The following is a 20,558-nucleotide window of genomic DNA, read 5'->3' on the forward strand; positions in this document are numbered from 1 at the left end:
CGGTAGAGCAGGGGCCCCTTCTTAACGCTCCAGCTCACACTCCAGCCCACGCTCCAGCTCACGCGGCGTGGTCGACGACGACCTTGCCGAAGACGTCCCCGGAGTGCAGTCGGGCGAAGGCATCCCCGACCCGGCTGAACGGCACGACGCTGTCCACCACCGGGCGCACCTTCCGCTCGGCGCAGAAGGCCAGCAGGTCGGTCAGGTCGCCCGGGGTGCCCATCGAGGTGCCGAGGATCTCCAGTTGCATGGCGAAGACCCGGCGCAGGTTGACCTTCGGCTCGTGCCCGGCGGTCGCGCCGGAAACCACGATCCGGGCCCCCGACGCGGCGGACTTCAACGAGTGGTCGAAGGTGGCCGCGCCGACGGTCTCGATCACCACGTCGACCCGCTCCGGCAGCCGCGTGCCGGGCTCCACGGCGGTCGCGCCCAGCTCGGCGATCCGCTCGCGCTTGGCGGCGTCGCGGCTGGTCGCGTACACCCGCTTGCCCATTGCGACGGCCAGCACGACCGCCGCGGTGGCCACGCCACCCCCGGCGCCCTGGACCAGCACGGCCTCGGCCTCGTCGACCCGGCCCTTGGTGGTGAGCATCCGCCACGCGGTCAGCCAGGCGGTCGGCAGGCAGGCCGCGTCGATCGCCGCCAGGCCCGCCGGCAGCGGCAGCAGGTTCCACCGGGGTACGGCCACCCGCTCGGCCAGGGTGCCGGGGAAGTGCTCGGAGAGGATGGACATCCCGCGCGGGTCGCCCGGGGTGGGCACCACCGGGTAGACGACCACCTCGTTGCCGTCCGGGTCCACCCCGACCGCGTCGCAGCCGAGGATCATCGGCAGCTGCTCGGCGCGCAGCCCGACGCCACGCAGCGACCAGAGGTCGTGGTGGTTGAGCGAGCTGGCAACGACGCGCAGGGTCACCCAGCCGTCGTCGGGCAGGCTCGGCTCGGGCTGGTCACCGACGGTGAGCGCGGCGAGTGGGTCGGCGTCGTCGAAGCGGGAGGCGAAGGCAGCACGCATGATCCGCACCGTAACAAGCTGAGCGCCCGTTAAGAAGGGCCCCTTCCTCTACCGGAGGCGTTAAGAAGGGGCCCTTCCTTGCACCTCAGGTGCGGGCGACGTTGTCGCGGCGGGCCGCTTCGGCGACCGCCTCGGCGACGGCGGGAGCGACCCGGGGGTCGAGTGGTGAGGGCACGATCGCCTCCGGGGTCAGCGCCTCGGCCACCACGGAGGCGATGGCGTCGGCCGCCGCGACCTTCATGGCGTCGGTGACCCGGGTGGCCCGCGCCTCCAGCGCGCCCCGGAACACGCCCGGGAAGGCCAGCACGTTGTTGATCTGGTTCGGGTAGTCGCTGCGACCGGTGGCGACCACCGCGACATGCCGCCCGGCCACCTCCGGATGCACCTCGGGAGTGGGGTTGGCCAGCGCGAACACGATCCCGCCGGGAGCCATCCCGGCCACCGCCGACTCGGGGATCTGCCCGCCGGAGACTCCGATCAGCACGTCGGCGTCGCGCAGCGCCTCGGTGATGTCGCCCTGGCGGCCGTCGGCGTTGGTCAACTCGGCCAGTTCGACCTTGGTGCCGGTGAGCCCGGTGCGCTGCGTGCAGATGATCCCCCGGGAGTCGCAGACCACCACCCGGTTCGGGTCCACTCCCCCGGCCACCAGCATCCTGGTCACCGCCACCCCGGCCGCGCCCGCGCCGCTGACCGTCACCCGCAGGTCGCCGAGCTTGCGGTTGAGCAGCGTGGCGGCGTTGCGCAGCGCGGCCAGCACGACGATCGCGGTGCCGTGCTGGTCGTCGTGGAACACGGGGATGTCCAGCGCCTCGTCGAGCCGGCGCTCCACCTCGAAGCAGCGGGGGGCGCTGATGTCCTCCAGGTTGATCCCGCCGAACGAGGGCGCCAGCGCCCGGACCACCGCGACGATCTCGTCGACGTCCTGTGTGTCCAGGCAGACCGGTACCGCGTCGATCCCGCCGAACTGCTTGAACAGCACGGCCTTGCCCTCCATCACGGGCAACGCGGCGCGCGGGCCGATGTTGCCGAGGCCGAGTACGGCCGACCCGTCGGTGACGACCGCGACCGTGTTCGACGCCCAGGTGTAGTCGTGGGCGAGCGACGGGTCGGCGGCGATCGCCTCGCAGACCCGGGCAACCCCGGGGGTGTACGCGAGGGAGAGGTCCTCCCGGCTGGTGAGCGGGACCGTCGAGACGACGGCCATCTTGCCGCCCCGATGCAGCTGGAAGACGGGATCAGCAGGGTCCACGGTGGACGAAGACATGGTGACTCCAGGATCTGTCGAGCAGATGGACCGGCCGGTCGGGCGCACGGTGAGGCGAGCGAGCGGCGGCACGAGGTGCGGGGGGTCACCCGGGCACTTCCGAGCATAGTCACGCCCCGGGGGCCGGTATGTGAGCAGGGTCATAACGGTGGCGGCGGCACCCGACCGGGCCGGGGCCAGTAGCGGGCCACCACCCGGCCCAGCACGTCGGCCACCCCGTACGCCCGGGAGTCGTCGGTGACCAGTTCGTTGTCCCCGTACAGCCACCACCCGCCGCCGGTGGGACGGACCGCGCGCTTGACCACGAGCAGGTCCGGGCGGCTGCGGAAGACCGCGATGACCACGTCGCCGGGGCGGACGGCCCGGCCTCCGCGGCGCACCAGCACCGCGTCGCCGTGCCGCAGGGTCGGCGACATGGACGGACCGGTCACCAGTACGGCGGACAGCGGCCACCGAAGCCGGGACGCTGGCACGGGTTTCACCTCCTGCGGCCTCGGGGACCACGTCCAGGAGTAATGTCGCCTTGGATCATCGCAAACTTCCCATGGAGGACCCTGATGCGACTTCCACGCATCCTTGCGCCCCGCGTGACCGCCAGCGCCCACTGCGACCTGCCCTGTGGTGTCTACGACCCGGCACAGGCCCGGATCGAGGCCGAGTCGGTGAAAATGATCTGCGAGAAGTACCAGGCCAACACCGACCCCGAGTTCCGCACCCGGGCCATCCTGATCAAGGAGCAGCGGTCCGAGCTGGTCAAGCACCACCTCTGGGTGCTCTGGACCGACTACTTCAAGCCGGCCCACTTCGAGAAGTACCCGAACCTGCACCAGCTCTTCAACGAGGCGACCAAGCTGGCCGGCGCCGCCGGCGCCAAGGGCGCCACCGACCCGGCCAAGGCCGACGAGCTGCTGCAGAAGATCGACGAGATCGCGAAGATCTTCTGGGAGACCAAGCAGGCGTGACGCCGCCCGCCCGCGGCGAAAGGTCTCGCGAGAGGTCTCGGCGGCCGACGCGTCCACACCGGGCGCGGCGGTCGCCGGCGCGGCCGGCCGAGTCGGAGACTGTCACGGTTTGACAGCCGTCAACCGCCCCGGCCGCCTGAGCGGGTAGAGTCCCCGACCGGGGGGATGAGTGGTGACTCAACTGACCGGCCAACCAACGACCGACGACGACGTCGTGCATCTCACCGTGCCCGCCGACGGTGGATATCTGGGCGTTCTCCGCACCGCCACCGCCGGCCTCGCGGCCCGCCTCCAGTTCGCCCTCGACGAGATCGAGGATCTACGCATCGCGGTCGACGAGGCGTGCGCCATGCTGCTCGCCATCGCGCCTCGGGGCGCCGAGCTCGACTGCCGTTTCGCGGTGACCGAGGACGCACTGACCGTCGAGGTGACCGTGCCGACCGTGCCGGGTGCCCGGCTGCCGGCCGAGTCGTCGTTCGCGTGGAAGGTGCTCACCGCGCTGACCACCTCGGCGTCGGCGAGCGCGGTCGACGGGCGGGCCACCATCTCGCTGCTCACCCGCCGCGCCTCCGGCTGGTGAGCGGCCCGCGCGGGTCGGCCCGCGCCGCCGTGCCGATGCGCCGCGCGCTCACTCGAAGCCGAGCGCGCGGGTGGTGGGCGGGCTCACCAGCAACCAGGTGACGCCGAGCCCGAGCGCGATCAGCGGTACCCCGAGCCAGCCCAGGCCCCCCTGGATCATGAACCAGCCGATCGGCAGCAGCATGAGCTGGAGCACGATGGCGGGTGCCCGCGCGCCGGCCCGGCGACGCAGCAGCGCGCCGCCCAACGCCCAGAGCGCGACCGCGGCTCCGATGGCGAAGGCCGTGACCAGCAGCGCCGACGTCAAATCGGTGGTGGTGGCGGTGAGGTCGGCGACGACCAGCCACGCGGCGACCAGCCCGACGGCGACCGCCTGGCCGCGGAGCAGCCGAACCGCCCACCGCAGCGTCACCGGGCTCGGGTCGGGGTCGATGGTCACGCGGTCACGATACCCGTGACGCCTCGGAGTACAGTGCCGCCCATGCGGGCCGTCCTGCTGGTCAATCCGAAGGCCACCACCACCAGCGAACGCGCTCGGGACGTGCTGCTCCGAGCGCTGCGCAGCGAGGTGGACCTCTCTGTGCGTTACACCCGCCGGCGTGGTCACGCCACCGCGCTGGCCCGGGAGGCCGCCGTGGAGGGCGTCGACGCCGTGGTCACCCTCGGTGGTGACGGCACGGTCAACGAGGTGGTCAACGGGTTGATGGCGGCGACCACGGCCGGCGGCGACGCGCCGGCCGCCGATCGCCTGCCCGCCCTGGCCACCGTGCCGGGTGGCTCGACCAACGTCTTCGCCCGAGCGCTGGGCCTGCCCAAGGAGTGGCCGGAGGCGACCAGCATGATCCTGGACGGCCTGCGGCTGGGCCGGCACCGGACGATCGGGCTGGGCCGGGCCGATGACCGCTACTTCACCTTCTGCGCCGGCTTCGGGCTCGACGCGGCGGTGATCCACCGGGTCGAGGAGGCCCGCCGTCGGGGCCGGGTTTCCTCGCCGGGGCTCTACTTCCGCGCCTTCACCGCGCAGTTCCTGTTCGGTGCCGAACGGCGGCACCCGGCGATCCAGCTGGAGCAGCCGGGCGAGCTGGCAGAGGGCGACTTGGCCAGCGTCATCGTCCAGAACACCGCCCCGTGGACGTACGTCGGAGACCGGGAGGCCAACCCGAACCCGGAGGCGTCCTTCGATCTGGGGCTGGACATGATGGCGTTTCGCCAGCTGGGCGTTGCCAGCACGACACGCACCGTGACGCAATTCCTCTCCGCCACGCCCGATCCGCGCGGGCGTCAGGTGTTGCGGTTACATGACGTAGCGGAGTTCACCCTGGTCGCAAGCCGTCCGCAGGCGTTCCAGCTCGACGGCGACTATCTTGGCGAGCGGGAAAAAGTCAGATTCACCTCCGTTCCCGCCGCACTCAGAGTAATCTGTTAGGCCTCCGGCACCACCGGGCGGAGACGGTCGGCGCGACCCCCGACACGCGACGACTGTGACACCCGGGACTGGTGCCGGAAATGTCAGCAATGTCGGCCGGACTGTACTATATTGATCCTCGACTGTGGTAAGCCGGGTAGCCGGAGTGATCTGGAACCCGGACAAAAGGGTTGTGGGCTTGCTCACCGCACGGAGTTTTTCCGAGCGCCACCCTTGACATTGGGTGAGTTCGTGAAAGTATTCACAAGCGAACTTGAGTTACCGGGACATTGCCTGGATATGCTCGGCAGGTTGAGACGTTCCAGCAGGCCCCCGGGGCTAACAGCCTGCTCACGCACTGCCGAATTGACGGATGCAAACCGTCACCGTCGGCATTGCGGACGCATATAGGAAAAGCACCAACCAGCAATATCTGCCACCCATCCAGAATGAGGAGTGTTGCCGCCATGGACTGGCGTCACCATGCTGTCTGCCGCGACGAGGACCCGGAACTGTTCTTCCCGATCGGGACGTCCGGTCCGGCTCTCCTGCAGGTCGAGCAGGCCAAGGCCGTCTGCCGGCGCTGCTCCGTGACCGACCAGTGCCTGCAGTGGGCGCTGGAGTCCGGTCAGGACGCTGGCGTCTGGGGCGGAATGAGCGAAGAGGAGCGGCGCGCCGTCAAGCGTCGCGGCGGCCTGCGTGTGCTGCGAGCTCACTCCGCCTGATCCACCACCCACCACAGCGATACGCCCCGGCCGGCCCACGCCCGCCGGGGCGTCCTGCTTCCCACCCCCACCCCACCGCCCACGTTGATCATGAGGTTAGCGGCGGAGTCGGAGATCGAAAACGCCGGCAACCTGATGATCAACACGAGTGGGGGTGGCGGCGTCGACGCGGTCTAGCACCAGCTCGACTAGTTCGGGGGCGTCCGTCAGGGGGGGTGCCACGGCGACTGCGCCGGCTTGGCGCGCGGACGCCGTCACCGCGTCGTGGAACAGCCCGGGAGCCAGGAAGTAGGCCGCCACCGCCACCCGGCGCGCGCCGGCCGCCCGCAGCCGGGCCACCGCCGCGCCGACACCCGGCGGTGCCGCCGAGGCGTACGACACCCGGGTCGGGGTGTTCAGGGCCGCGCCCAACGCGGCGGCCACCCGGCCGACGGACCGCCGCGCCGCCGCGTCCCTGGTGCCCGCCGCAGCCAGCACGAGCGCGTCGAAACGGCCTGGATCCGCCTCGGCCAACCGCCGCCGCAACCCGGCCAGCAGCGCCGGCTCCACCCCGGCCGTCGTCGGGCCGAGCACGTCGGTGATCCGGACCCGGATCGGCGGCCCGGGCTCCCGCGCGGCCGTCACCGCCGCCGGAATGTCCACCCGCCGGTGGTACGCGGAGGTGAGCAGCACCGGCACCAGGACCGCCCGGGAATGCCCCGCGGCGGTCAGTTGACGCAGGACCTGCGTCGGACCGGGCGCGGTGTGGTCTAGCCAACTCGCCAGCACCGGCGTGCCGGGTCGGGCGGCCGAGACCGCCCGGGCCAGCGCCCTGGTCGCGTCGGCCGCCCGCGGGTCGCGGCTGCCATGGGCGACCAGGAGCACCGGGTCACCGCCCGGCCCGTACCCCTCGGGCCGGACCAGGCCGCCGGGCGGACCCGCCCGTTCGGTCAGAGATGCAGACCGCACTCGGTCTTCTCGAACATGGCCCAGCGGCCGGCGCGCGGATCCTCGCCGGCCCTGGTCCGCCGGGTGCAGGGCCAGCAGCCGATCGAGCCGTAGCCGCGCCGGAACAGCTCGTTGACCGGCACGTTCCAGCGGGCGATGTAGGCGTCCACGTCCGCCTGGCTCCAGGCCGCGATCGGGTTGACCTTCACCCTGCCCCGACGGGCGTCGAAGGTCACCACCGGCGTGTTGGCACGGGTCGGCGACTCGTCCCGGCGCAGGCCGGCGGCCCACGCGTCGTAGCCGGCGAGCGCCCGCTCCAGCGGTTCCACCTTGCGCAGCCGGCAGCATTCGTCCGGTGACTTGTTGAACAGCCGCGGCCCGTACTCGCCGTCCTGCTGGCCGACGGTGAGCCGCGGCCGGATCGACCGGACGTTGACCGGCAGCGTGCGGGACACCTCGTCGCGGACCGCGAGGGTCTCCGGGAAGTGCAACCCGGTGTCGAGGAAGACCACGTCCACCCCGGGCGCCACCCGGGAGACCAGGTGGGCGAGGACCCCGTCGGCCATCGAACTCGTCACGCAGAACCGGTTGCCGAAGGTCTCCGCGGCCCACCGGGCGATCTCCAGCGCGGGCGCGCCCTCCAGCTCCCGGCCGGCGCGCTCGGCCAGCTCGCGCAGCTCGGCGGGGCTCCGCCGGTCGGGACCGGTTGGGGTCGCGGCGTCGGTGCCGACCAGCCCGAGGCCGACGGCGGAGACCAGGATGCTCACCGGGTCACCGCCCGGGAGAGCAGGCCGGTGAAGCGGACCGTGAACACCCGGGCGCAGGCGTGGCACTCCCACGCGCCGTGGCCGGTCTCGCTCGGTCGCAGGTCCTCCTCGCCGCAGTACGGGCAGTACAGCGGCGCGGCCCGGGTCTCGCTGCTCATCGCGTCACCTCGCTCATCGCAGTAGCTCCTCGTCGGCCCTGATCACCCAGTTGGCGAACGTCTCGCCCTCGGTGCGGCCGGCCAGATAGCGCCGGGCCAGCCGCTCGACGTACTCGGGAAGCTCCTCGGCGGTCGTCTTCAGGCCGCGCAGCTTGCGACCGAAGCCGGCCGTGCTGCCCTCGGCCATGCCGAGCCCGCCGCCGAGGTGTACCTGGAAGCCCTCCACCTGGCGGCCGTCCGGGCCGGTCACCAGCTGGCCCTTGAGCCCGATGTCGGCGACCTGGGTGCGGGCGCAGGCGTTCGGGCAGCCGTTGATGTGGATGGAGATGTCGGTGTCGAAGTCCCGCAGCCGTTGCTCCAGCCGGGCCACCAGGTCTTCGCCGAGCGCCTTGGTCTCGACGATGGCGAGCTTGCAGTACTCCAGGCCGGTGCAGGCCATGGTGCCGCGCCGCCAGGCCGACGGGCGGGCCTCCAGACCGATCCCGCGCAGCGCCGTGACCAGCGGCTCCGTCCGCTCCGGCGGCACGTCGAGGACCAGCAGCTTCTGGTACGGGGTGAGCCGTACCCGGCCGCTGCCGTGCGCCTCGACCACGTCGGCGAGCTGGGCGAGCTGGGTGCCGGAGACCCGGCCGACCACCGGGGCGGCGCCGACGTAGTTACGGCCGCCCCGCTGGGCGTGCACGCCGATGTGGTCGACCGGCTTCTCCGGCAGCTCCGGGGCGGGCCCGTCGAGCAGCGTCCGGCCGAGGTACTCCTTCTCCAGCACCTCGCGGAACCTGGTCACGCCCCAGTCGGCGACCAGGAACTTCAGCCGGGCGCGGTGGCGCAGCCGGCGGTAGCCGTAGTCCCGGAAGATGCCGACCACGCCGGCCCAGATGTCCGGCACCTCGGCCAACGGCACCCAGACGCCGAGCCGCTGGGCCAGCATCGGGTTGGTGGAGAGCCCGCCGCCGACCCAGAGGTCGAAGCCGGGGCCGTGCTCGGGATGGTCGACGCCGAGGAAGGCGATGTCGTTCGCCTGGTACGGGGTGTCCACCAGCCAGGAGATCGACGACTTGAACTTGCGGGGCAGGTTGGAGTACTGCTTGTCGCCGACGTACCGCCGGACGATCTCGTCGATCGCGGGCGTGGCGTCGATCCGCTCCGACTCGGCCACCCCGGCCACCGGGCTGCCCAGCACGATGCGGGGGCAGTCGCCGCACGCCTCGGTGGTCTGCAACCCGACCGACTCCAGCCGCCGCCAGATCTCCGGCATGTCCTCGACCCGGATCCAGTGGTACTGGATGTTCTGCCGATCGGTGATGTCGGCGGTGTCCCGGGCGAACTCCCGGGAGATCTCGGCGATCGTACGCAGCTGCGCCAGGTCGAGCTGGCCGCCGTCGACGCGTACCCGCAGCATGAAGAACTCGTCTTCCAGCTCGTGCGGCTCCAGCACGGCGGTGCGCCCGCCGTCGATGCCCGCCTTCCGCTGGGTGTAGAGGCCCCACCAGCGGAACCGGCCACGCAGATCCTGCGGGTCGATGGAGGCGAAGCCCCGGTGGGCGTAGATGTTCTCGATCCGTTCCCGCACGTTGAGCGGGTTGTCGTCCTTCTTGCTCCGCTCGTTGGGGTTGAGCGGCTCACGGTGCCCGAGCGCCCACTGGCCTTCGCCCCGGGCGTGGCGAGGTGCCCGTACGGGGCGGGCCGAGGGGTCCCCGGGGCGGGCCGGAATCTCACTGACCGCCATCGCGGCGTCCTCCGTTGTCTGCGGTGCCTCAGTTGGGTACGCGGACGCGACGACCGGCTCCCGGAGGGCCGTGGACGGCGATGTCGTGGGCGGCCGGCGCGCTGCGTGCCCGAGGCAGGGTGGTCGGGCGTGGTCAGTGGGCCGGACAGATGGCGCTGCGCACGCGGCCGTAGTCGACGTGGCGTCGGGCCACGAAGAAGCGGACTACGGCGGCAGTCATGAACGTCATGCTGCCACACCTGATGCGGAGCGGCCAATGAGCGCGTGCTCGATCCCACATCACGGGCGGTCGCTGCCGCCACCCGGAGCGCGACCGTGTGGCAGGCTCACGACATGGGGGATTTGTCCGATAGGTCAATCCCGAGCGCCCGGCGGGGCGTCCGGCTCAGCGGGATGCGCCTGCGGTCGCTGCCGGTGTGGCTGGTGCCGACGGGCGTGACCCTGGCGGTGACGCTGACCGGGTTGGACGCCGCGCAACCCTGGCGGGACGAACTGGCGACCTGGAGCGCCGCCACCCGGGGCGTGCCCGCGCTGCTCCGGCTGGCCGGCACCATCGACGCCGCCACCGGCCCCTACTACCTGTTCATGCATGCCTGGGTGACGGTGGTCGGCGACTCGGTGGCCGCGCTGCGCCTGCCGTCCGCGCTGGCGATGGCGGCAGCGGCCGGGCTGACCGCCGTACTCGGGCAGCGGCTGTCGCACACCCGCCTCGGCGCCCTCGCCGGCCTGCTCTTCGCGGTGCTCCCCGGCACCTCCCGGTACGGCCAGGAGGCCCGACCGTACGCCCTGGCCACCGCCCTCGCCGTGCTGAGCACCCTGCTCCTGGTCGACGCGCTGCGCCGCCCCGGCTGGCGGCGCTGGACCGGGTACAGCGTGACGATCGCCGCCCTCGGGCTCACCCACCTGATCGCCCTCACCCTGCTCGCCGCCCACGCCGTCGCGGTGCTCGCCCGAGTCGTCGCCAACCCGCCGCCGCCAACCGCCGATACGGCCACCGCCGGCCCGCCCGGACCCGGCGCCGCCGGAACTGCTTCCGAGGTCGGCACCACCCGCCCCGACCCCAGCCACCTGCGCACCGGCCGGCTCGGGCCGTTCCGGTGCTGGTTGCTCGCGCTGGTGCCGGTGGCGCTGCTGCTGGCCCCGCTGTCACTGCTCGCCCGCGGCCAACGGTCCCGCCAGTTGGCCTGGGTGGACTCCGCCCGGCTCGGCGACCTGGCCGGCCTCGCCGGCGGCCTGGCGCAGAGTGCGCTGGTCGGCGGCATGCTGGTGGCGCTCGCCGCGCTCGGCGCGGGGCGGCTCGGCCGACGCGCGCTGCTGCCCGTGGCCGCCGTCCTGCTCCCGGTGCTGTTGCTCTTCGCCGCCGGGCTGGTCGTCCCGCTGTGGGTACCCCGCTACCTGGTCTTCGTGGTGCCCTTCGGCTGCCTGCTGGCCGGCGCGGCCCTGACGGCGGTGCGGCTGCCGGCGGCACTCGTCGTGGTGGCCCTGGCCGGGCTACTCGGCCTGCCCGACCAGGTCACCTTGCGGCGGACCCACGAGTGGCCGCGCACCGCGACCGTCGACTACCGGGGCGCGGCACAGATCGTCGCGGACGGCCAGCGCCCCGGCGACGCGGTGGTCTACTCACCCCGGGACAGCTGGCTCTTCCTCGACCTCGGCCTCCGCTACCACCTGGGCGAACAGGTCCCGCACGACGTGCTGGCGACCGAGAATCCTGAGCGCCGGGGCGACCTGTGGGCCGCCGAGTGCGACCAGCCGGCCGCGTGCCTGGCCGGCACAGACCGGGTCTGGTTGGTGGTGGCCGGCCGCCGCACCGAACCGCTGACGGCCATCCCCGGCGCCAAGGGCGACGCGCTGCGCGCCGATTTCACCGTCACCCACCTCTGGCCCCGCCCCGGCCTGACCGTCGCCCTCCTCACCCGCCAACACTGACCCCCCAGCCCACACCGCCATCGCCGGAGTTGATCGAGAGGTCTGTGTCACGACGCCCCGGGGCGAATGACGCAAAGTTCTTGATCAACCGGGTGGGGAGACGGATCGCCCCCGGACGGGCGCAGGGGCGGGGTCAGGGCGTGGGGTCAGGGGGTGGGGCGGGCCAGGGGGACGATGAGGAGGGCTTCGGTGCCGCCGTTGGCCCCGGGGCGCAGTTCGATGCTGCCGCGCAGTTCGCCGGTGACCAGGGCGCGGACGATCTGCAACCCGAGCTTGGCGCCGCCCTCGGCCTCGAACCCGGCCGGCAGCCCTCGACCGTTGTCGGCGACCGTGACGTGCAGCATCTTGCGGAACCGGTGCGCCGACACCACGACCTCGGGCGCCGTGGCCTGCCCATCGACCGCAGGCATCCCCACCCCGTTTGCCCCGTCGGCTGCCGCCGGGTCAGCCGCAGCCCCACCCCCGGCCGTTACCCCGGCAGGCGGGAAGTCGTCGGATTCGCCGGCGGGCGGGAAGCCGTGTTCGACGGCGTTGAGCAACAACTCGTTGAGGACCATCACCAGCGACGTGGCGATCTCCGCCGGCAGCACGCCGAAGCTGCCCGTACGGCGCATCCCGACGGTCACCTCGGTCGCCGCCACCTCGGTCGCGGCGCTGGCCACCCGGTCGACGATCCCGTCGAACTCCACCGCCTCGTCGCTGGACATCGAGAGCGTCTCGTGCACCAGCGCGATCGAGGCCACCCGGCGTACGGATTCCTCCAACGCCACCCTCGCCTCGGGCATGGCGACCCGGCGGGCCTGCAAACGCAGCAACGCCGCGACGGTCTGGAGGTTGTTCTTCACCCGGTGGTGGATCTCCCGGATGGTGGCGTCCTTGGTGATCAGGGCGCGGTCCCTACGGCGTACCTCGGTGATGTCGCGGACCAGCACCAGCGCGCCGATCGGCACTCCGGCGGGGATCAGCGGCAGGGCCCGGGTGAGCATGGTCGCGCCGCGCGCGTCGATCTCCCGCCGGGGCGGCGCCTCGCCGCGTAGCGCGGCGAGGATGCCGTTCCCGGCCTCCGTGCCCTCCAGCGGGTCGTTGGCGAGCCGGCGGTGCAGCGCCGCGAGATCCTCACCCACCAGGTGCGAGGCGTAGCCCAGCCGCCGGTACGCCGACTGCGCGTTCGGGCTGGCGTAGGTGACCTTGCCACCCGCGTCGAGCCGCACCAGCCCGTCGCCGACCCGGGGCGCCGAGGTGGTCTCCCCGGGATGCCGGGGCGGCGGGAACGTGCCGTCGGCGATCATCTGCGCCAGGTCGTCGGCGGTGGTCAGGTAGTTCAGCTCCAGCTGGCTGGGGGTACGCGCGGTGGAGAGGTTGGTGTCCCGGCCCACCACGGCGATCACCTCGCCGGATTCGCCGTCGGCGGCACGCAGCCGCACCGGGATCGCCTCGTGCCGGGCCGGCACGTCGCCGTACCAGACCGGGTCGCCCTCCCGCCAGATCCGCCCCTGCCCGTAGGCGACCTCCAGGTGTGCCACCTCCGGGCCACCGACGATCCGTCCCACCTGGTCGTCCTGGTAGGCGGTGGGCGCGGTGGTGGGACGGACCTGGGCCACGCAGAGGAAGCTGCCCTCCCCGTCCACCGGAACCCAGAGCAGCAGGTCGGCGAAGGAGAGGTCGGACAGCAGTTGCCAGTCACCGGCGATGCGGTGCAGGTGGTCGATGTCGGCCGGGCGCAGACGGGTGTGCTCCTCGGCGAGGTCGCGCAGCGTTGACACGCCGACCAGCGTGCCACGCCGGTGGTCACATCGTCGCGGTGACCTTCTTCAGCCCTCGGGGCGCGTCCGGGTCCTCGCCACGGGCCAGGGCCAGCGCGAGGGCCAGCCGCTGCAACGGCAGGATGTCCAGCAGCGGGGCGTAGCGCTCGTCGACCTCGGGCACGGCGATCCGGGTGGCCCCCTCGACCTCGGCGGAGCCGACCACGACCACGTCGGCGCGGCGCTCGCCGAGCCGGGGCAGCACCTCGCCCATCGCCCGCCCGCCCGGACCCGAGCCGACCACGGCCAGCACCGGCACGTCCGGGTCGGTCATGGCAAGCGGGCCGTGCAGCAGGTCGGCGCCGGAGAAGGCCAGCGCCGGCAGGTACGAGGTCTCCATCAGCTTCAGCGCGGCCTCCCGCGCGGTCGGGTACGCGTACCCCCGGCCGGTGGTGACGAGCTGGGCGGCGAACCGGTAGCGCGGCGCGAGCTGGGCCGGGACGGGGTCGGCGAGGGTACGGGCAGCCAGCTCGGGCAGGGCCGCCAGGGCGGCGCGCTCCTCGTCGGGCAGTACGCCGTCGCCGGCCCGGATCCCCTCGACCAGCATGAGCAGGGCCAGCAGCTCGGCGGTGTAGGTCTTGGTGGCCGCCACGGCCCGTTCGTGCCCGGCCGCGATGTCCACGGAGAGCGCGGCGGTGGCCGCCAGCGGGGAGTCGGGCGCGTTGGTGACCGCGAGGGTGAGCGCGCCGGCGTCCCGGGCCACCCGGAGCACCTCGGCCAGGTCCGGCGAGCCGCCGCTCTGGCTGACCCCGACCACCAGCGCGTCGGAGAGATCCGGCCGGGCGCCGAAGAGGGTGATCGCGCTCGGCGAGGCGAGCCCGGCCGGCAGGCCGAGGCGGATCTCGGTGAGGTAGGCCGCGTACAGCGCGGCGTGGTCGGAGGTGCCCCGCGCGGTGAACACCACGTGCCGCGGACGGCGCGCGGCGACGGCCGCCGCGACCCGGGCGATCGGTGCGGCGTGGTCGGTGGAGAGCAGTCGCTCGTAGCCCGCCGGCTGCTCGTCGATGTCGGCGGCCATGCCGCCCCCTGGGCGCGTCACAGAAGCTCCTCCCCTGCGCGATTCCCGCGCGTTTGCTGCTCAGTGTTGCACCTTTGATCCTGTCTGAGCAATTGAACGAGCAGTAGTGCGCAGATGATCACCAAAGCTGGGCATCGTCGCCTACGCTGACCCGACCTCACCGCGCAACCGTTGGTACCGACCAGTGAGAGGACGACGTGGCCGAGGGAACGGACGACCGGGCGTTGCCGGCAACGGAGGAACTGGACCTGGCCCGGCGGGCCCTGGACTCCGGCGATCTGGCGCACGCCGCCGACCATGTCGCGGGCGCGCTGGCCCGGGCACCCACCCTGCCCGAAGTACACGAGACCCTCGCCCAACTGGCCGCAGCCAGCGGTGACGGCGGGCTGGGTCTCTTCCCCCTACAACACCAGACCTTCATCGGCGCGGTGGTCGCCCGGGCACACCTGCTCGCCGCGGCCGGCCGCCCCGCCGAAGGGCTCGACCTGCTGGTCGCCGCCACCGCGAACGCGCCGGGCGCGGATTGGGCGGGGGTGCCCTGGGTGACCTCACCCGAGCTGGCCGAGCGGATCGGCCCCGACCAGGCGGCCCGGGTCCTGATGCAGGTCTGCGCCGCCGCGCCCGATCCGGTGCCGCCGGCCGACCGGGCCGCGCTGGCCGCGTACCTGACGCTGGCCCGCAACGCGGTCACCGTCCACCCCGAGCACAGCCTGCTGCTGGGCACGGCCTCCGCGCTGGCCCGGCGGGTGGACGAGGTCCCGCTCGCGGTCCGCTGGGCCAGCCGGAGCGTACGCGCGGCGCCGTCGAAGATGGGCGAGGTCTGGCTCGGGTACGCGCTGCGCAGCGCCGGCCGGACCCGGGAGGCGCTCGCCGCGCTGCGCCGCGCCGTCGACCACGACCCGGACGACCTGGCGGTCTACGCCGACATCGCCGGCACCCTGGCCGACCACGGCCGGCTCGACGAGGCGCTGGGCTGGATCGAGCGCGCACTGGCCCGCAACCCGTCCTTCGACTGCGCGGTGCACACCGCACACCGGCTACGGTTCCAACGCGACGGAGACGTACGTCACCTGGTCGCGCTGGCCGACTTCATCCGGGACAACCCGGACGACTCACACGAGCACGGCGACCTTGCCGAGTGCTGCCGCGGCCGTCCGTGGCTGGGGCAGTTGACCCCCGCCGCACCGGCCGCCGAGGAGCCGGAGCCCACCGGTATCAAGGCGGGGCCGGCCGCCAGAGAGCTGGAGCCGACCACGGCGGAGACGGGGCCCGCCGCCAGGGAATCGGGGGCGGCCGCAGCCGAGGCGGGGCCGACCGCGGACGAGCCGGGTCCGGTCACGGCCGAGGCGGCCACGCTGGCCCCGGTGGCCCGTCCGGCGCCACCGTCGGCGGAGGCGGCGCGCCGGCTGCGGCAGCTCGCCCATCCCGCCTGGCCCCACCCACCGGCGGCGTACGACGCGGCGGTCGCCCTGGCCACCCTCGACCTGCCGGATCTGCTCGGCCTGCTGGCCCACCCGCCCGAGGCCCCGCAGACCGCGCTCGGCCGGGTTCTCGCCGACCAGGACCCGACGCTGTGGGTGCGTTGCGTGCAGGTGTGGACCTGCCTCGGCCTGCTGCACCACCGCACCGACGAGCCGTGGGCGGACTCGACCCGGCAGCGGGTGCTGGTGGGGCTGGCCCGCGGGGCGGAGGTCACCGAGGCGGCCCTGTTCGCCCTGGTGACCGCCGCCTGGGTCGATCCGGCGGTCCGGCCGGATGTGGCCCGGTTGGTCACCGAACGGCTGACCACGGTGGCCGAGGCGGCCCGGGAGCGCCCGGTGCCGGTGGCCGCCTCGCTGGCCCACCTGGCCCTGGCCACCCCCGACCTGGACCCGGGCACCCGCGCGCTGGCCCGGTCGCTGGCGGGCGTGCCCGGCGGCCGGCAGCGCGGCCGGCTACGCGCCCTGCTGCGTCGCCTGCTCCGACCGCTGCGACCGCGCATCCCCGGCCCCCCGATGCCCTGACCGCGACAGCGCGCCCTACCCCCCGCACCGCGTACCCTCCTCCCACCGCGCCCCCGTTCCCCACTGCACGCCCGTTCCCCACCGCGCGCCCGTTTCGCGCCGTGCGCCACGGACGGGTTGTTAAGAGGGGGCCCCTCCTCTACGCGAGGCGTTAAGAAGGGGCCCTTCCTTTCAGGCGGATGGGGAGCGGGCTAGGGCGGTTTCGGCCTGCTCCTCCGGGGTGGCCGGCGTCTCGTTGCTGGTGCGCAGCGGGATCTCCCGGATGAACCAGGCGAGCACCGGCACCACCGCGGCGAAGAGCACCGCCCACAGGAAGACGTGCGAGATCGCGTCGGCGAGCCCGCCCAGCACCAGCTCGCGGGCCTGCGCCGGCAACTCCTTGAGCTGCTCGATGTCCAGGCCCGCGCTGCCCTCGCCCCCGCCGCTGAACGCGCCGCCGGCCGCACTGCCGGCGAGCCGGTTGGCGAAGATGGCACCGAACAGCGAGATGCCGAACGACCCGCCGATGGAGCGGAAGAAGGTGGCCGCGCCGCTGGCCGCGCCGAGGTCCTTCTGCTCGACGCTGTTCTGCGCGATCAGCATCGACGTCTGCATCAGGAAGCCCATGCCGACGCCGAGCACGATCATGTAGAGCGACGACTCGGTCTTGCTGGTGCCGACGTCCAGCAGGCTGAGCAGGGTGAGCCCGAGGGCCATCACCACACCGCCGACGATCGGGTAGATCCGGTACCGCCCGGTGCGGGTGATCGCCCGGCCGACGATCAGCGAGACCACCAGCATGCCGAACATCAGCGGTAGCAGCAGCAGGCCGGAGTTGGTGGCCGAGGCGCCCTGGACGGTCTGCTGGTAGAGCGGTAGGAAGTTCATCGCGCCGAACATCGCGAAGCCGAGCAGGAAGCCGATCACCGAGATGAGGGCGAAGTTCCGGTTGGCGAAGAGCCCCAGCGGCAGGATCGGCTCGACGGCCCGCCGCTCGACGAACCCGAAGGCCACCAGGGCGACGACGGCCAGCCCGGCGAGGCCGAGGATCTGCGGTGAGGCCCAGGCGTACTCGTTGCCGCCCCAGGTGGTGATCAGCACGATGGCGGTGATGCCGACCGAGAGCAGCGCGGCGCCGAGCCAGTCGATCCGGTGCTCGGTGCGGTACTTGGGCAGGTGCATGGTGGCGATGAGCAGCACCAGCGCCACGCCGCCCAGCGGCAGGTTGACGTAGAACGCCCAGCGCCAGGAGAGGTGGTCGGTGATGAAGCCGCCGACCAGCGGGCCGGCCACCATCGCGATGGCCATGATCCCGGCGATCATGCCCTGGTAGCGGCCCCGCTCCCGGGGCGGGACCAGGTCGCCGATGATCGCCATCACCCCGACCATCAGGCCACCGGCGCCCAGACCCTGCACGGCCCGGAAGGCGATCAGCTGGACCATGCCGTCGTCGGGGCCGCCGAAGATTCCCGAGCCGGCCATGCCGCAGAGCGCGGAGCCGATCAGGAAGACCACCACTGCGGTGAGGAAGACCGCCTTGCGGCCGTAGAGGTCGCCGAGCTTGCCCCAGATCGGGGTGGAGACGGTGGTGCCCAGCACGTACGCGGTCACCACCCAGGTGAAGTGGTTGAGCCCGCCGAACTCCCCGACGATGCGGGGCAGCGCCGTGCTGACGATCATATTGTCGAGCATCGCCAGCATCATGGCGATCATCAGACCGAAGAGCACGACCCGGATGTTGGGTCGCACAGCAGCCTGGGTTTGCTGGGCCATCGGTAAACTCTCCCCCCGAGATGTGGCGCACTTACTTGCCGTCCGGCTAGCCACCTTACTAGCCGCACGGTAAGTTTGGCGGCAAGCGACGTCAAGCGGACTAGGTGGTGCGGGTGAGCCAGAGCACAGGCGGCGGCACGCGGGAGCGGATCAAGGCCGTCGCGCTGGAACTCTTCACCGAACAGGGTTACGAGGCGACATCGTTGCGCGAGGTCGCCGAACGGCTGAACGTGACCAAGGCCGCCCTCTACTACCACTTCAAGAGCAAGGACGAGATCGTCACCAGCGTGGTCGAGGACCGGCTGGAGCGGATGGACACGCTGATCGCCTGGGCCGAGTCCCAGCCGGCAACCCTGGCCACCCGCCGTGCGGTCATCGAGCGGTACGCCGACGCGATGTTCAGCGGCGAGGAGCCGTCGGTGATGCGCTTCTTCGAGCAGAACCAGACGGCCCTGAAGAACCTCTCCGCCGGCCGGGAGATACGTGGGCGGATGTTCCGGTTGGCCACCGTGCTGTCCCACGGGGACGACTCCCCCGGCGCCCAACTGCGGGCCGTGCTGGCCATCTTCGCGGTGCACACCAGCTGGTTCGCCGTACGCACCCCGGACATCACCGACGCCGAGCGCAAGCGGATCGCGCTGGAGGTCGCCGACGAACTCCTCGCCGCGATCACCGCGAGGTCACCCTCCGTCAAGGAGTGACCGGCGCGGGCCCGATGATCACTACACTGGCCCGGTGCCCCTCGCTGCGGTCACCCTCGTCGTCCTGCTCGCGGTCCTCGCGGCCGGCCAGGTGGCGCTCGCGCTCGGCGCACCGCTCGGCCGGTTCGCCTGGGGCGGCCAGCACGACGTGCTGCCGCTGCCGCTCCGGATCGGCAGCGCCGTGTCGATCGTCCTGTACGCCCTCATCGCGGCGATCGCCCTCGACCGGGCCGGACTCATCGACGTGTTCGCCGAATCGGTCTCGCGCGTCGCGATGTGGATCCTGGTCGGCTACTTCGCGCTCTCCATCGCGCCGAACGCGCTCTCCCGCAGCCGCTCGGAACGAGCCGCCATGGTGCCGCTCTCGATCACACTGACCGCGCTCGCCCTCCTCATCGCGGTGCGGTGAGGGAGAGGCGGAGGGCCAGCAGGTCGACGCCGGGGATCGGCGTCCAGTCCCGCTCCGGGACGCGGACGAACCCACGACGCCGGTAGAGCCGGTGGGCCGAGGCGGCGAGCCCGTCGCGTACACAGATCAGCAGGGCCGTGCAGCCCAGCTCGGTCGCCCGCGCGACGCACGCCTCGACCAGTGCCGCGCCCGCGCCCTGGCCCTGCGCCGCCGGGTCCACCGCCAGCATCCGGAACTCGGCCTCGCCCGGGCCGCACAGCTCGGCGTACCGGCTGCCGGGCAGGACGAAGATGACCGAGCCGAGCAGCCGGCCGGTGGCCGGGTCGGTGGCGACCAGAATCTCGCCGTGCGCCGCCCGGCCGGCCACGTCGGCCAGCACGTCGCCGTAGCCGTTCTCACCCTTGAGCTGGCCGTCGGCCTCGTACGCCGCGACGGTGAGCCGGGCCACCCCGGCGAAGTCGGCCGGCTCGGCCGAGCGGAGCAGCGGGACGGTCAACCGATCACCGCGATCAGGTCACCGTCCTGCACCACGTCGCCCTCGTTCACGACAAGCTGCTGGACGACACCATCGGACTCGGCGACCACCGGGATCTCCATCTTCATCGACTCCAGGATCACCAGGGTGTCCCCCTCGGACACGGTGTCCCCGGCCGACGCGACGACCTTCCAGACGTTCGCCACCATCTCGGCGCGGATCTCCTCGGCCATCTCCCGGCCCCTTCTCTCGCGACTGCCTGCGACGTATCAAATCATGAGACGACCGCCCGTGGGCGGGGAGCGGCCCCGGCAGCCGCCCACCGGTGTCGACCGCACTAGCATCAACGGGTCGGACCCTGGCGCCGGGAGGACCGGTGCGTGCACCGGCGCCGAGGTCGTGCGCAGGTGATCCGACCATCACGAGGAGGTCAGCATGGCGAAGAAGGCCCGGAAGAAGAAGGCCCGGAAGAAGAGCGCCGCCAACCACGGCAAGCGCCCCAACTCCTGAACGCCCGATCGGCCGCGGCGCGCGGCCGCGGACCGGTCAGCGAAACGCCGGTGGCCCGAAGTCGGGCCACCGGCGTCGTCGTCCGGGATCCCGCTCGGAAACGGAGATCGGGGCGGAAAAGCGGAGGTCGGGGCGGAAACGGGCCTCAGTCGGCCAACTCGCGCGACTCGGTGGTCTCGAAGACGACCAGCTCGCTCAGCCGAACCCGGAGCCGCTCACGCAGTTCGTCCGGCGCGGACTCGTTGCCGCAGCAGCGGGCCACGAGCGCCCTCACCTCCTGCTCGATGCCGTACTCGCGCAGGCACGGGCCGCACTCGTCGAGGTGGTGGCGGATCAGCGTACGACGTTCCTGTGCGCACTCCAGGTCGAGGTAGAGGTAGACCTCGGCGAGAACCTCACGGCAATCCGTCTCGTGCGGGTCTCCACAGCTCACG

General features: G+C 72.6%; 23 protein-coding genes. 9 read left to right on the forward strand and 14 right to left on the reverse strand.

Features of this window, described 5'->3' with window-relative positions:
• Window positions 1-58: 58 nt before the first annotated feature.
• The 3 genes from ACQPYA_RS26330 to ACQPYA_RS26340 all read right to left on the reverse strand — a co-directional run bounded on the left by ACQPYA_RS26330 (window position 59) and on the right by ACQPYA_RS26340 (window position 2,758).
• Window positions 59-1,021: a zinc-binding dehydrogenase gene (locus ACQPYA_RS26330; RefSeq protein WP_433529747.1), complete on the reverse strand. Its 963-nt coding sequence runs from the start codon at window positions 1,019-1,021 to the stop codon at window positions 59-61.
• A 76-nt stretch (window positions 1,022-1,097) separates the two neighbouring features.
• Complete coding sequence (locus tag ACQPYA_RS26335) at window positions 1,098-2,276, reverse strand: NAD(P)-dependent malic enzyme (RefSeq protein ID WP_433529748.1); 1,179 nt, start codon at window positions 2,274-2,276, stop codon at window positions 1,098-1,100.
• Between the two features lie 140 nt (window positions 2,277-2,416).
• Window positions 2,417-2,758 (reverse strand): S24/S26 family peptidase, encoded by a 342-nt coding sequence (locus tag ACQPYA_RS26340; RefSeq protein WP_433529749.1) that lies wholly within the window; start codon window positions 2,756-2,758, stop codon window positions 2,417-2,419.
• A 75-nt stretch (window positions 2,759-2,833) separates the two neighbouring features.
• On the opposite strand from ACQPYA_RS26340, the gene sodN reads away from it, so the two are divergent.
• Together sodN and ACQPYA_RS26350 are read left to right on the forward strand one after the other, a co-directional pair.
• A complete protein-coding gene (gene sodN / locus ACQPYA_RS26345) occupies window positions 2,834-3,238 on the forward strand; it encodes a superoxide dismutase, Ni (protein ID WP_433529750.1) in 405 nt (134 codons plus the stop codon).
• Window positions 3,239-3,410: 172 nt separating this feature from the next.
• The gene (locus ACQPYA_RS26350) at window positions 3,411-3,818 is read left to right on the forward strand and encodes an anti-sigma regulatory factor (RefSeq protein WP_433529751.1); all 408 of its coding nucleotides are present in this window, start codon (window positions 3,411-3,413) and stop codon (window positions 3,816-3,818) included.
• Between the two features lie 48 nt (window positions 3,819-3,866).
• Here the strand turns inward: ACQPYA_RS26350 and ACQPYA_RS26355 are convergent, their stop codons facing one another.
• Entirely contained in the window at window positions 3,867-4,256 is a 390-nt protein-coding gene (locus ACQPYA_RS26355; RefSeq protein WP_433529752.1) for a hypothetical protein, read from the reverse strand.
• A gap of 42 nt (window positions 4,257-4,298) precedes the next feature.
• On the opposite strand from ACQPYA_RS26355, the gene ACQPYA_RS26360 reads away from it, so the two are divergent.
• Window positions 4,299-5,243, forward strand: a complete 945-nt coding sequence (locus ACQPYA_RS26360; protein ID WP_433529753.1) for a diacylglycerol/lipid kinase family protein — start codon at window positions 4,299-4,301, stop codon at window positions 5,241-5,243.
• A gap of 446 nt (window positions 5,244-5,689) precedes the next feature.
• A complete protein-coding gene (locus ACQPYA_RS26365; RefSeq protein ID WP_007072794.1) occupies window positions 5,690-5,947 on the forward strand; it encodes a WhiB family transcriptional regulator in 258 nt (85 codons plus the stop codon).
• A 96-nt stretch (window positions 5,948-6,043) separates the two neighbouring features.
• Here the strand turns inward: ACQPYA_RS26365 and ACQPYA_RS26370 are convergent, their stop codons facing one another.
• From ACQPYA_RS26370 to ACQPYA_RS26385, 4 genes are read right to left on the reverse strand one after another with little or no spacing between them, the layout of a single operon-like run.
• A complete protein-coding gene (locus ACQPYA_RS26370; RefSeq protein ID WP_433533631.1) occupies window positions 6,044-6,850 on the reverse strand; it encodes a sirohydrochlorin chelatase in 807 nt (268 codons plus the stop codon).
• Window positions 6,851-6,876: 26 nt separating this feature from the next.
• Entirely contained in the window at window positions 6,877-7,641 is a 765-nt protein-coding gene (locus ACQPYA_RS26375; protein WP_433529754.1) for a phosphoadenylyl-sulfate reductase, read from the reverse strand.
• Window positions 7,638-7,799, reverse strand: a complete 162-nt coding sequence (locus ACQPYA_RS26380) for a hypothetical protein (RefSeq protein ID WP_433529755.1) — start codon at window positions 7,797-7,799, stop codon at window positions 7,638-7,640. The genes ACQPYA_RS26375 and ACQPYA_RS26380 overlap by 4 nt, the downstream gene beginning before the upstream one ends.
• Window positions 7,800-7,812: 13 nt before the next feature.
• Window positions 7,813-9,525, reverse strand: coding sequence for a nitrite/sulfite reductase (locus tag ACQPYA_RS26385; RefSeq protein WP_433529756.1), 1,713 nt, complete (start codon window positions 9,523-9,525; stop codon window positions 7,813-7,815).
• Between the two features lie 393 nt (window positions 9,526-9,918).
• On the opposite strand from ACQPYA_RS26385, the gene ACQPYA_RS26390 reads away from it, so the two are divergent.
• Window positions 9,919-11,454 (forward strand): glycosyltransferase family 39 protein, encoded by a 1,536-nt coding sequence (locus ACQPYA_RS26390; protein WP_433533632.1) that lies wholly within the window; start codon window positions 9,919-9,921, stop codon window positions 11,452-11,454.
• Between the two features lie 146 nt (window positions 11,455-11,600).
• Here the strand turns inward: ACQPYA_RS26390 and ACQPYA_RS26395 are convergent, their stop codons facing one another.
• Together ACQPYA_RS26395 and ACQPYA_RS26400 are read right to left on the reverse strand one after the other, a co-directional pair.
• Entirely contained in the window at window positions 11,601-13,217 is a 1,617-nt protein-coding gene (locus tag ACQPYA_RS26395; protein WP_433529757.1) for a histidine kinase N-terminal domain-containing protein, read from the reverse strand.
• A gap of 25 nt (window positions 13,218-13,242) precedes the next feature.
• Window positions 13,243-14,274: an SIS domain-containing protein gene (locus ACQPYA_RS26400; protein ID WP_433533633.1), complete on the reverse strand. Its 1,032-nt coding sequence runs from the start codon at window positions 14,272-14,274 to the stop codon at window positions 13,243-13,245.
• Between the two features lie 197 nt (window positions 14,275-14,471).
• Here ACQPYA_RS26400 and ACQPYA_RS26405 point away from each other — a divergent pair, with 197 nt between their 5' ends.
• Window positions 14,472-16,277: a tetratricopeptide repeat protein gene (locus ACQPYA_RS26405; RefSeq protein ID WP_433529758.1), complete on the forward strand. Its 1,806-nt coding sequence runs from the start codon at window positions 14,472-14,474 to the stop codon at window positions 16,275-16,277.
• Between the two features lie 171 nt (window positions 16,278-16,448).
• Here ACQPYA_RS26405 and ACQPYA_RS26410 read toward each other — a convergent pair whose 3' ends face one another.
• The gene (locus ACQPYA_RS26410; RefSeq protein WP_433529759.1) at window positions 16,449-18,029 is read right to left on the reverse strand and encodes an MDR family MFS transporter; all 1,581 of its coding nucleotides are present in this window, start codon (window positions 18,027-18,029) and stop codon (window positions 16,449-16,451) included.
• Between the two features lie 107 nt (window positions 18,030-18,136).
• On the opposite strand from ACQPYA_RS26410, the gene ACQPYA_RS26415 reads away from it, so the two are divergent.
• A complete protein-coding gene (locus tag ACQPYA_RS26415; RefSeq protein WP_433529760.1) occupies window positions 18,137-18,730 on the forward strand; it encodes a TetR/AcrR family transcriptional regulator in 594 nt (197 codons plus the stop codon).
• A 34-nt stretch (window positions 18,731-18,764) separates the two neighbouring features.
• Entirely contained in the window at window positions 18,765-19,139 is a 375-nt protein-coding gene (locus ACQPYA_RS26420; RefSeq protein ID WP_433529761.1) for a hypothetical protein, read from the forward strand.
• Here ACQPYA_RS26420 and ACQPYA_RS26425 read toward each other — a convergent pair.
• Window positions 19,123-19,635 carry a GNAT family N-acetyltransferase gene (locus tag ACQPYA_RS26425; RefSeq protein ID WP_433529762.1) on the reverse strand — a complete coding sequence of 171 codons (513 nt, stop codon included), beginning with the start codon at window positions 19,633-19,635 and terminating at the stop codon, window positions 19,123-19,125. The two genes, ACQPYA_RS26420 and ACQPYA_RS26425, sit on opposite strands and share 17 nt — an antisense overlap.
• Window positions 19,632-19,847: a biotin/lipoyl-binding carrier protein gene (locus ACQPYA_RS26430; protein ID WP_433529763.1), complete on the reverse strand. Its 216-nt coding sequence runs from the start codon at window positions 19,845-19,847 to the stop codon at window positions 19,632-19,634. The genes ACQPYA_RS26425 and ACQPYA_RS26430 overlap by 4 nt, the downstream gene beginning before the upstream one ends.
• Before the next feature lie 202 nt (window positions 19,848-20,049).
• On the opposite strand from ACQPYA_RS26430, the gene ACQPYA_RS26435 reads away from it, so the two are divergent.
• Window positions 20,050-20,124, forward strand: coding sequence for a 50S ribosomal protein bL37 (locus ACQPYA_RS26435; protein ID WP_370461611.1), 75 nt, complete (start codon window positions 20,050-20,052; stop codon window positions 20,122-20,124).
• Window positions 20,125-20,269: 145 nt separating this feature from the next.
• Here the strand turns inward: ACQPYA_RS26435 and rsrA are convergent, their stop codons facing one another.
• Complete coding sequence (gene rsrA, locus ACQPYA_RS26440) at window positions 20,270-20,557, reverse strand: mycothiol system anti-sigma-R factor (RefSeq protein ID WP_131303717.1); 288 nt, start codon at window positions 20,555-20,557, stop codon at window positions 20,270-20,272.
• Window position 20,558: the final 1 nt, after the last annotated feature.

This window comes from Micromonospora sp. CA-263727 (assembly GCF_050942455.1).
Taxonomy (GTDB): Bacteria; Actinomycetota; Actinomycetes; order Mycobacteriales; family Micromonosporaceae; genus Micromonospora.